This is a genomic window from Fibrobacter sp., assembly GCA_017503015.1.
Classification (GTDB): Bacteria; Fibrobacterota; Fibrobacteria; order Fibrobacterales; family Fibrobacteraceae; genus Fibrobacter.
This window is the reverse complement of record JAFVTX010000060.1, coordinates 1-11,159: the sequence shown is the minus strand read 5'-3', so window position 1 is coordinate 11,159 and position 11,159 is coordinate 1. Positions and strand designations below refer to the sequence as shown.

General features: G+C 53.5%; 11 protein-coding genes. 8 read left to right on the top strand and 3 right to left on the bottom strand.

Going from position 1 to position 11,159, the window contains the following annotated elements; translation table 11 throughout:
- The first annotated feature begins 67 nt into the window (after window positions 1-67).
- The 8 genes from coaD (at window position 68) to hemL (ending at window position 7,093) form a co-directional block, all read left to right on the top strand.
- Entirely contained in the window at window positions 68-571 is a 504-nt protein-coding gene (gene coaD, locus IKB43_11220; GenBank protein MBR2470697.1) for a pantetheine-phosphate adenylyltransferase, read from the top strand.
- Between the two features lie 2 nt (window positions 572-573).
- Complete coding sequence (locus tag IKB43_11215; GenBank protein MBR2470696.1) at window positions 574-1,506, top strand: rhomboid family intramembrane serine protease; 933 nt, start codon at window positions 574-576, stop codon at window positions 1,504-1,506.
- Window positions 1,506-2,468 carry an adenosine kinase gene (locus IKB43_11210; GenBank protein MBR2470695.1) on the top strand — a complete coding sequence of 321 codons (963 nt, stop codon included), beginning with the start codon at window positions 1,506-1,508 and terminating at the stop codon, window positions 2,466-2,468. The genes IKB43_11215 and IKB43_11210 overlap by 1 nt, the downstream gene beginning before the upstream one ends.
- Window positions 2,469-2,485: 17 nt before the next feature.
- On the top strand, window positions 2,486-3,361 hold the full coding sequence (locus IKB43_11205) for an NAD(P)/FAD-dependent oxidoreductase (protein ID MBR2470694.1): 876 nt from the start codon (window positions 2,486-2,488) through the stop codon (window positions 3,359-3,361).
- Window positions 3,362-3,430: 69 nt separating this feature from the next.
- Window positions 3,431-4,246, top strand: a complete 816-nt coding sequence (locus IKB43_11200; protein MBR2470693.1) for a radical SAM protein — start codon at window positions 3,431-3,433, stop codon at window positions 4,244-4,246.
- A 94-nt stretch (window positions 4,247-4,340) separates the two neighbouring features.
- Window positions 4,341-5,306, top strand: coding sequence for a porphobilinogen synthase (hemB, locus tag IKB43_11195; protein MBR2470692.1), 966 nt, complete (start codon window positions 4,341-4,343; stop codon window positions 5,304-5,306).
- A 112-nt stretch (window positions 5,307-5,418) separates the two neighbouring features.
- Window positions 5,419-5,739 carry a hypothetical protein gene (locus IKB43_11190; protein MBR2470691.1) on the top strand — a complete coding sequence of 107 codons (321 nt, stop codon included), beginning with the start codon at window positions 5,419-5,421 and terminating at the stop codon, window positions 5,737-5,739.
- A gap of 67 nt (window positions 5,740-5,806) precedes the next feature.
- Window positions 5,807-7,093, top strand: coding sequence for a glutamate-1-semialdehyde 2,1-aminomutase (gene hemL / locus IKB43_11185; protein ID MBR2470690.1), 1,287 nt, complete (start codon window positions 5,807-5,809; stop codon window positions 7,091-7,093).
- A gap of 47 nt (window positions 7,094-7,140) precedes the next feature.
- On the opposite strand, the gene IKB43_11180 is transcribed toward hemL, so the two are convergent.
- The 3 genes from IKB43_11180 to IKB43_11170 are packed head-to-tail and all read right to left on the bottom strand — an operon-like array spanning window position 7,141 to window position 10,857.
- Window positions 7,141-8,307, bottom strand: coding sequence for an MFS transporter (locus IKB43_11180; GenBank protein ID MBR2470689.1), 1,167 nt, complete (start codon window positions 8,305-8,307; stop codon window positions 7,141-7,143).
- Window positions 8,308-8,328: 21 nt separating this feature from the next.
- Window positions 8,329-10,062 (bottom strand): AMP-binding protein, encoded by a 1,734-nt coding sequence (locus IKB43_11175; protein ID MBR2470688.1) that lies wholly within the window; start codon window positions 10,060-10,062, stop codon window positions 8,329-8,331.
- A gap of 24 nt (window positions 10,063-10,086) precedes the next feature.
- Window positions 10,087-10,857 carry a polysaccharide deacetylase family protein gene (locus tag IKB43_11170; protein MBR2470687.1) on the bottom strand — a complete coding sequence of 257 codons (771 nt, stop codon included), beginning with the start codon at window positions 10,855-10,857 and terminating at the stop codon, window positions 10,087-10,089.
- Window positions 10,858-11,159: the final 302 nt, after the last annotated feature.

Below are 11,159 nucleotides of genomic sequence, written 5' to 3'. Positions count from 1 at the left end.
AGATTTCTCTAGTAACTAGTAACTAGTAACTAGCTTTGTGAATCTGGCATAAAACTATATTTACAGCATGGAAAGAATTGCTGTATTTGCAGGATCCTTTGATCCGTTTACCTTGGGGCATTTGGACATTGTCAAAAGAGCCGCTGCTCTTTTTGACGAACTGTGGATAGTCCTTGCCGTAAATGCTTCCAAGAAGAATATGTTTTCGGAATCGGACCGCCTGACCTTCATAAACAAGTCCGTTGCCGGAATCCCGAACGTGAAAGTGACATCTTATGATGGACTGACTGTGGATTTTATGAAAAGCGTCGGTTCGAAGTTTTTGGTCCGGGGCGTGCGCGGTGCTATGGATGTTGAATATGAACAGTCCATCGCCTGGAACAATCGGACCCTTTATCCCGAATGCGAAACGGTTATTTTCTCCAGCGCTTCGGAACACCTGTCGCTAAGCAGTTCCGTGGTTCGCGAACTCTTGAAGGCCGGCGTTTCGGATACGGTGGACGGTCGAGAATTACTCTCGAACTATGTCCATGTCGAAGTCATTCCCTTGTTGTTGAAAAATAGCCGTTAAGTATGACGCCCTTTCGATTCTTACCCAAGGTTATTCGAGTCCTGCTGATTTCAAACGCTGTGGTGTTTGCGATTGCGGCTATCGTGGGCGGTATGCTGGGGCTGCATTTGAACCTGCCCGGTATTGGCTACGGCTCGCTTCAGGAGTATATCCTCTACTTTGGAGCCTTTTTGCCGACCGCACCCTTTGAGGCTTGGCGCTACGTAACCTACATGTTTATCCATGTAGATTTTATGCATTTCTTTTTCAATATGCTGATGCTCTGGATGTTCGGTGCAGAGGTCGGGGAATGGATGGGTACCAAGCATTTTGCCTTCATGTATTTCTTCTGCGGAATATTTGCGGCTATCTTCAGTGTTGCCATGAGTATTCTGGGACTCACCCATAATCCCATTATCGGAGCCTCTGGTGCCTTGATGGGCGTGTTTGTGGCATACTACAAGTTTTTTCCGGAAAGGCGCATCTTGATGTTCTTTATTATCCCCATGAAAATCAAGCATGCCATGTGGGTGATGGTTGCCTTTGATGTAATGTTTGCAAATACCGGCGATACCATTGCCCACTTTGCCCATTTGGGTGGCGTGGTGGCGGGCTTTATCTACATGGCCTTGTACCAGAATGTGTTTACCAAGAGCTCCAGTATTCTTTACAATTCGCCCTTGTCCGGCTTTTTCCGCTTGTTCTCCAAACATCCCGGCCGCTATAAAAAATGGAACAATCCCTTTGATACCGAAAATCGCGATGGGCAAAGGACAGAAGCTCGTGTCGAAGAGCCTGAAGTTCTGGAAGGCGAAGTCTTTTACATGGACGAACAGAAGCGGATGGACGAAATCCTGAAAAAAGTCAATGCAGAGGGAATCCAGTCGCTGACGGAATCTGAACGGCAGTTTTTGTTGAAGGCCAGCGAGAGGCTGCGCCGTAGGAGAGGTTACTGATGAAAAAAGTTTTGGGAATGGGCGCTGCCCTGGTAGATATTCTGGCCAATGTGGATGACTCCTGGATTGAATCCCAGGGAGTGCAGAAGGGCGGCATGAACATGGTGGACTGGCCCCAGATGGAAAAGTTCCTGCTGTCGCTGAAGAACCCTGTGCGCGTGCCTGGTGGCTCTACCTGCAATACCATGGTGGGGCTTTCGCGTCTGGGAGGCAGGGCCGCCTTTATTTCTAAAATCGGTGACGACGACTTGGGAAAAATTTTCCAGAAACACCTGGAACGAAACGGCGTGGAATCCAAGCTGGGACTTTCCGGTGCGGCTACGGGCTGTGTGTTTTCGGCGGTGACTCCCGATGCCCAGCGTTCCATGTGGACTTACCTTGGGGCTTCTGACTTTTTAGGGAGCGATGACTTTGTGCCCGCCCTCTATGACGACGTGGGTCTGCTTTACGCCGAAGGTTACCGCGCTTTTAACGGGGAATGTTTCAAGAAAGCCTTTACCCTTGCCCGTAGCCTGGGGGTAGAAACGGCCCTGGACTTTAGCAGCTTCGGTGTGGTGGATGCCTGCCGCAAACTGTTTGACGAACTTTTCGAAGAAAAGATGATTGACATCATTATCGCCAACGAAGACGAGGCCTTTGCCTACGCCGGGGTCAAGGAAGAGGCGGCTTTGGAAGTGCTTGCCAAGAAGGCGAAGGTGGCCGTGGTAAAAATCGGAAAGCGGGGCGCCTTGATTGCTAAAGATGGTGTAGTGACCCGCGTGCAGGCTGGTTCTGCAAAGGCCATTGATACCACTGGTGCAGGCGACCTGTGGGCTTCGGGATTCTTGTACGGCTACATGAACGGCTGGGACATGGAACGCTCCGGTAACCTGGGAAGCCTTGTTTCTAACGAAGTAGTGCAGGTGATGGGCGCCCAGATTCCCGAAGACGGATGGGCCCGCATCAAGGAAACGATGGCGTAGTCTTTTAGGAGGCTGAGATGGATAACTTTGAAGCGGATATCTTGATTCTGGGATATGGTCCTGCTGGTGTTTCTGCGGCGCTGTACGGGCTCCGTGCTGGGCTCGATGTGCTGTTGGTGGGCAAGGATGGCGGTGCACTTTCTAAAGCCCATGCTATCCAGAACTATTACGGCCTAGAAAAGCCCCTGACCGGCGAAGAACTTTTGCAGGTGGGCAAGAAACAGGCTCTGGATCTTGGCGCGCAGATTGTCGATGACGAAGTGATGGACCTGATGTTTGACGGTTCGCAGTTTGTGGCCAAGGGGCTTACGGCATCTTATCATGGCAAGGTTTGCATCATGGCTACCGGCGCTGCCCGCAAAAAGCACCCGCTGCCGGGAATGGCCGAGATGGAAGGCCACGGGGTCAGTTATTGCGCCGTTTGCGATTCCTTCTTTTACAAGGGCAAGAACGTGGCCGTGCTAGGGAGCGGCGAATATGCCCTTCACGAAACCGAAGAGCTTTTGCAGGTGGTGGGTTCCGCAACCCTTTTGACCAACGGTGCAGAAGTTTCTGCAAAATTCCCTGACAAGGTCCGCATCGAAAAGCGGCATTTGCAGGGCCTAGTAGGCGAAGGTGCTTTTCAGGGCGTGCGCTACGAAGACGGTTCAGAAGAAAAATTTGACGGGCTGTTTGTGGCCCTAGGTAGCGCCAACGCTACGGATTTGGCTTTGAAGGCGGGTGCCGCCTTTGACCAGGGAAAGTTGGTGCTGGACGGCGATTTGCAGACCACCCTTCCGGGACTCTATGCGGCGGGGGACTGTACCGGCGGTATCTTGCAGGTGTCTATAGCTGTAGGCGAAGGCGCCAGGGCGGCTCTTGCGGCGATTAAGTACCTGAGAGAGAACAAATAATTCAGAATTTGGATTTCGGAGTTCGGAATTATAACTCCGAAATCTGGAGTCAGAAATCAGAATTATCCCATGCGCCGTCTGACTTTACTGACCAATCCGGACACTTGTAATTTACACTGCCCGCTGTGCTTTTTGAACCAGCGGGGAGGGCCCTCCGGCTTTGGTGAGATGCCCGTAGAAGTGGTACTGCGTTCCATTGAAAAATATGCAGGTGTGCGGGAGGTGATTCCCTCCACTATGGGGGAACCTTTACTTTATTCCCATTTCGAAGAATTGCTGGAATTGTGCATGAGTCGCGGGATTCCTTTGAACTTGACTACCAACGGGAGTTTTCCTAAAAAGTGGGGAAGTGACGAAAGACTGGAAAGCCTGCTACTTGCCTGCAGCGACATCAAGGTGAGTACCCTTTCTTACGAGACGGGTGGATTGCCCGAAGACGAGTGGAAAGCCAATGTGGAAAAACTGCTGGATGTTCGTAGGCTGTTGCTGGAGGGCGATAGTTCGCAGGCTGTGGCCACTGTTTCATTGCAGGTGACGCTCCATCGGGAAAATGCGGATTTCGCGCCGGAACTTTTGCGATGGACGGAACGAGTCGGCATTAGTCGGATCAAGTGGAATCCGGTGGTGTTTTTGGGCTGTGCGTCACGAGAATTGCGGGAAAGGTTTTCTTTGCCCGAAGGTGCCTTGGAACGGTTGCGGGGTGTGTTACATTCCGATGAGGTCCGTTGCGAAGGAAGTCTGTATTTCGAAGTCCGAGGCGGCTCCTGTGCCGTATCCGGTAAGGATTGTGACGGAAAATCGCTGGAGTGCCCTTTTGCCGACGAGGTGTGGGTCTGGCCTGACGGTCACGAGGACCATTGTCCGAATCCGAGATTAAGGTGGTAAAGTCCTTTTTGTTGGGTAGAAAAACGGGTTCGTGCATGAAGCGATAGGGTTTTGTTATATTATCTTTAGCAAAGAATATCACTAGGAGTCCGTTATGATTAAACGTCCCCGTCGTCTGCGCAAGAACGAAACCATCAGAAACATGGTTGCCGAAACCGCCGTGAATCCGGCTTCCCTGGTGTACCCCCTGTTTGTAAAGGAAGGTTCCGGAATCAAGGAAGAAATTCCGTCTATGCCGGGACAGTTCCGTTTTTCCATCGACGAACTTCTGAAAGAGGTGGACGGCTATGCTGCCCTTGGGCTCAAGTCTATCTTGCTTTTCGGCATTCCCGACATGAAAGACGAAATGGCGAGCGCCGCCTACGACGATGACGGTATTATCCAGCGCGCGGTCCGGGCCTTGAAGGCGAGATTCCCTGAGTTGTACGTGATTACCGACGTGTGCCTCTGCGAATACATGAGCCACGGTCATTGCGGCATCTTGAAGGACGGCGAAGTGGATAACGACGCTACCCTGGAGCTTTTGGCGAAAACCGCCCTGTCTCATGCCATTGCCGGTGCCGACATGGTGGCACCCAGCGACATGATGGACGGCCGCGTGGCGGCTATCCGCGAAAAGCTGGACGAGAACGGTTTCAAGAACACTCCGATCATGTCTTACAGCGCGAAATTTGCCAGCGCCTATTACGGACCCTTCCGCGAGGCGGCCGGTTCTGCTCCCCAGTGCGGCAACCGCAAGGGCTACCAGATGGATGTGCGTAACGGTCGTGAGGCCTTGCGCGAAGTGGAATTGGACCTGGAAGAAGGTGCAGACATTGTGATGGTGAAACCGGGTCTTGCCTTCTTGGATGTGCTCCGCCAGACCGCCGAAATCAGCGATGTGCCGGTGGCCGTTTACAACGTGAGCGGTGAATACGCCATGGTGAAGGCTGCCGCAAACCTTGGCCTTATCGACGAAGATGCCATCATTCGTGAAAACCTGCTTGCATTCAAGCGGGCGGGCGCCGACATTATCATCACCTACCACGCCAAGGAAGCTCTGGAGAAGGGTTTGTTGTAATTTTCTTTTTACGATTTTTTGTGTGTTGATTTGTTATTAGTGCAAAAAAAAATATAAATTGATTACAACATTTTAACAAAGCAAATTTATTTGCGTTCAATGGAGAAAAAAAATGAAAAAACTCATGCTTCTTGCCGCTCTCGGCGCTGCCGCTATCTTCACCGCTTGTGGCGATGACTCTTCCTCCGCTGGTGGTTCCGACCCCAAGTGCGAAGTCAAGACGGGAGAAAACTCTGCAACGATGGTGCAGACGGTTCCTGGCTATGGCACTAATGAAACGACTTGGAAACTTGAAGGCGACAAGATTCTCATTACCTATTCCGACTTCCCCGAGAATAACACGGAAGAAGATGCCGGAGAACTTACAGCTGATGACCTGAAGAAAATGGCCGAAGCAGGTTGCGAAAACTTCAATAAGATGTCTGCCGAATAATCGTTTGTAAAACAGGTATGCTTAAAAAAGTCCGGCCCTCTGGGTCGGATTTTCTATTTTGGTGGCTATGAACCACTCCATTAGCGAAAAACTTTTTACCGAAGCCAAGACCCTGATGCCCGGCGGTGTGAACAGCCCCGTCCGTGCATACAGCAACGTGGGGGCCACACCTCCTTTTATTGCCCGCGCCAAGGGAAGCCACATCTACGACGTGGACGGAAACGACTACATCGATTACGTGGGCAGCTGGGGCCCCATGCTTTTGGGACACGCCCACGACGCGGTTATCAAGGCGGTGGCAGAAACGGCCCAGAACGGTCTCAGTTTCGGGGCGCCCTGCGGCCTGGAATCGGAACTGGCCAAGCTGGTGATGAGCCTTGTGCCCAGCGTGGAAATGATTCGCATGGTGAACAGCGGGACCGAGGCCACCATGAGCGCTATCCGTGCGGCCCGAGGGTTTACCGGTCGTGACAAGATTGTGAAGTTCGAGGGCTGTTATCACGGCCATAGCGATAGCCTACTCATCAAGGCTGGTTCGGGAATGCTTACCACGGGCAAGCCCAGCAGCAAGGGGGTACCCGCCGACCTGGCCAAGTACACCTTGACGCTACAGTACAACGATGTGGCGGGAGTGAAGGAACTGTTCGACAAGATTGGCGACGAAATCGCCGGCGTGATCGTGGAGCCTGTGGCCGGAAACATGGGGGTTGTGCCTGCCAAGCCGGAATTCTTGCAGACCCTTTCCGAAGAGACCAAGAAACACGGCGCCCTTTTGATTGTGGACGAGGTGATGACGGGATTCCGTGTAGGAATCCACTGCGCCCAGGGGCTGTACGGCATCAAGCCGGACCTGACCACCTTCGGAAAGATTATCGGCGGAGGCATGCCGGTAGGTGCCTACGGTGGCCGTCTGGACGTGATGCAGCAGATTGCGCCCTTGGGTGGAATCTACCAGGCTGGAACCCTTTCTGGGAACCCGGTGGCCATGGCGGCAGGTCTTGCCACCATGCGAGAATTGAACTCCCATCCCGAATACTACGTGCATGCGGAATCGATGACCAAGCGCCTGCTTGAAGGCCTCAAGGACGCAGCCGCCTCTGCAGGGCTCGCCATTTCTACAAACCAGGTAGGCTCTATGGGCTGTATCTTCTTTACCGAAGGTCCGGTCACGTGTTTTGCCGACGTGCAAAAATCCGACCTGGAACTGTTCCGCAGGTATTTCTTGGGCATGCTGGACCAGGGAATTTATCTGGCGCCTAGCCAGTTCGAGGCCATCTTCGTGAGTGCCGCCCATACAGAAAACGACATCGACCGAACCGTCGATGCCGCCAGGAAAGTTTTCAAGAGCCTATAGGATTTATCGTTGGCGTTGTCATGCCCGACCTGGTCGGGCATCTCCTTTTACACACCTTTGATTTCTTGGTGGGAATCCTTCTTCACGAAGATTTCCATCATGGTGAATCCGAACAGGTAAAGCCCGCCTAGCACCAGGAACAGGTTGTTCCCTGTAAAGATGTTTCCGAGGGTAGGACCGATGATGCCCGCGATTCCCCAGCCGGATAGTGTCATGGCGTGAACCGTGGAAACGCAGGAGGTTCCGAAGCGCTTGGCCAAAAGGCTCGGCAGCACGGAGAAGTTTCCACCGTAGGCGAATTCCACCATCATGATACCGCAAATGGCAAGCCAGGCCTGCTCTGTATAGCAGAGGAACGCCGCCAAGATACTGAGGGAGCAAACGTAGTGGTAGGCGCCCTTTCTGCCGATATAGTCGGAGAGGGTGCTCATGCCGAAACGGCCCAGCACGTTGAACACGGCGGTAAGGGCCATGATGAGGGCGATTTCCTTGAAGCCCAGGTATTTCAGCAGGCTCTTTTCCTGGGCAATCAGGGCAAGTCCGCAGGAAATGTTGATGCAGAACATGACCCAGATGGACACGTATTCCATGGTGAGGAACTTGGTGTGAACCAAGTCCTTGAATGGGATGGCCGTCTTCTTGGTCATGATAAAGGCGGGATTGGGCCTGAATAGCCAGGAACATACGGACATGACCGTCAAGAAGGCGCATCCGAGAATCAGGAACAGGTAGGGGAGTTCAAAGTTTGCCAGCAGGTACTCGATAGCGGGGGCGGCCACGAACTTGCCTGCCCCAAAGCCCGTGATGGCAAGGCCCGAGGCCAGGCCCTTGTGGTCGCTGAAGTTGGAAAGCAACTGCTTGATGGGGCACACGTAGCCGATGCCTGTGCCCGCCCCCATGAAGGAGCAGCCGATGTAGTACAGCGGGAGTATACCGAACTTGGTGGCGGCAAAGAGGGTGAACATGCCGATGGCGAACAAGGTGGTGGAAACCACCGACATCCGTTTCGGGTTCAGTTCCACCATGCGCCCGAAGGTAGCGGCGCACATCCCCAAGAAGAAGATAATCAGGGTGAACCCGATGTCCGCCTGGAACTTTGAAATGCCGAAGCACTCCATGATGTTGACGGAGTACTGGGAGTAGTTATAGACGGTACCCAGGGAAAGGGGGAGCCCGATTCCCGGAACGAGGATGTTGAGGACGCGGTTACTCATGACATACCTCCGGGAATGCCGTTAGTTTTCTGATTTTTCGGACGAGGTTTCGGTGCTTTCGCCAGCCTGTGCTTCGGCTTTTTCAGCGGCCTGTGCCGAAGCATCCTTGTCGCGGATGGTGGCCCGGCGGATCTTTCCGCTGATGGTCTTGGGCAGCTCCGTCACGAAGTCGATAATGCGTGGGCTCTTGTAGCTGGCGGCAATCTTCTTTGCGAAAAGCTGGATTTCCTTGGACAGTTCCTTGGAGGCCTCGTAGCCCTTCTGGAGCACGATGGTTGCCTTCACGGCCTGGCCACGGTCCTTGTCCTCGATGCCCGTGACGGCCACTTCCAGCACGGCGGGGTGCTTGTGGAGCACTTCTTCTACTTCGAAGGGGCTGATACGGTATCCGGAGCTCTTGATCAGGTCGTCGGTGCGGCCCACGAACCAGAAATAACCGTCCTTGTCCCGGGTGGCGGTGTCGCCGGTGTGGTAAACTCCGCCTGCGAACACTTTCTCTGTACGTTCTTCGTCGCGGTAGTAGCCGCCGAACATGCCGAAGGGCTTGCCCTGGTCAATCTGGATAATCAGTTCGCCCACTTCATCTACGCCGCAGGGGTCACCTTCGGCGTTGACGATTTCCATGCGGTAGCCCGGCGAAGGCTTGCCGATGGAGCCCGGCTTCGGGATATCCCATCCGAAGTTTCCGGTGGTGAGGGTCAGTTCCGTCTGGCCGTAACCTTCTTGCAGTCGGATGCCTGTCTGCTCGAAGAACTGGTTGTAGATGTCCAGGTTCAGCGCCTCGCCTGCGGTAGTGCAGTACTTGAGGCTGGAAAGGTCGTACTTGGAAAGGCCGTGGTGCAGAATGTAGCGGTACACGGTGGGCGGTGCGCAGAAGGTAGTGACCTTGTATTCGGCCATTTTCTCCAGGAGCTTTCCCGGAATGAATACCTTCATGTCGTAGGTGAACACGGCAGAGCCTGCAATCCACTGGCCGTAGATTTTTCCCCAGAGGGCCTTGGCCCAGCCGGTTTCGGCAACCGTCAGGTGGCGGCCTCCCTCAATCACGTGCTGCCAGTACTTGGCGGTGACGATGTGTCCCAGAGGGTAGGTGTAGGTGTGGGCCACCATCTTGGGGTTGGAACTTGTGCCGCTGGTAAAGTACACCACCATGATGTCGTCGTTATGGGTGGCGGCGTTTCCCGTGGGCCGTGGGAAACTGGCCGGGAAGATTTCGTAGTCGTCGTAGAAACTGATCCAGTTCTGGCGGGCGGTCTGGCCCACGGTCACCAGCTTTTCTACGGAGGGGCACTTGGATTTTGCCTTGTCCACCTCTTTTTGGAGGGTGGGCTCGTCGTAGGTCACCACCATTTTCACGTCGGCAGCCTTGAAACGGTATTCCAGGTCTTCGGCGGCCAGCATGTTGGTGGCCGGGATGGCGATGGCGCCAATGCGGTGCAGCGCCAAGAGGAAAAACCAGAATTCGTAACGGCGGCGGAGGATGAGCATCACCCGGTCGCCCTTGACGATTCCCTGTTCTACCAAGAAGTTGGCCGTGCGTTGGGAGGCTAGCGACAAATCCTTGAAAGTGAAGATGTGACTTTCGTCTTCGTCGTCACACCAGACTAGGGCTTCGCGCTTGGGTTCTTCCTTGGCGTATTCATCTACCACATCGTAGGCAAAGTTGAAATTTTCCGGAATGGAAATCTTGAAGTTCTTGTAAAGGTCGTCGTAAGAACTGTATTCCGTCCGGGAGAGAAACTTGTTGAGCATCATATCTTGATTCCCGAGATTCTGACCTTACAGATCCTTGTACATGATTTTTTCGCGCATGGTGGAGGTGTAGCGCACCATGTTCAAGATGCGTTTCTCGCCGATGGTCCTGAAATCCTTTTCGTGGAACACCAGACGGTGGGTGCCGCCCGGCAGGAGCATCCGGAGGCAGGCGTAGGTCTGGGCAAGACCCAGGAGCGCGTTTGGAATAATGGAAAAGCTGAGGGTCTTGGAATAGGTTTTCTTGATCTTGTCGCCGATCTTCTTGTAGATGCCGTGGTAGTCTTCGTAGTAGTCGAAGATTTCCAGGGCCTGCTGCTTGAGGAACTTGTTCCCGAACCAGATGGGCGGAATGAATCCGGAGGGCTTGCCTGTGCCGTGGGCCTTCCACAGGGCGAGGCTACGCTTGAGAAGCGCCTGGGTGAGCCGTTCGTTGAGACCGGCAAATTCGGCCTCGTTGTTGGAAATCAGCAGGGCGAGCTTGCCCTGGAGGCTGCGCTTCAGGGAAAGGTCTGCCCGGTGACGTGCCCCGTGGAGCATGATTTCGTAGCCTTCCTGCACGAACTTTTCCAGTTCTTCACGGAATTCTTCGGCTTCCGATTCCGGAGCGGCGCCAAAGGCGGGCACCACGGCGATGCTGATGGGAGAGCCTGCGGCTTCTGCAATCTTGCGAATTTGCACACGGGCCTTTTTGAAATTCATGACGCTAAAGCTGTGGTAGCACAAAATGAACTTTTTCTTCTTGTGGAATACCGCTTCGGCGGCCTGGATGTCGGCAATGTCCTTGTTTTGTTCCATAAGGTGAGCCTACTCTTGGTCGTTGGAATTGTTCTTGAAATCTTCCTGTTCCAGTTTCAGGGAGATGAAAAGGTGATAAAAAAAGAAAAGGATGACCGTCACGACGGAAACCTTGATCCATGATTTGAACAGCCAATCGGACATACTATGCTCCTGTGCTATTTTGTTCCCTCTAAAGATACAAAAAAGATCCTCGCCTTCGCGAGGATGACAGAAGAGGGGGCGGGGAAGTCCTTTAATTTGGCACCAAAGGCGCGATTATTAGAATTCACAACTCATAACTGACAACTCATTACTAGCCT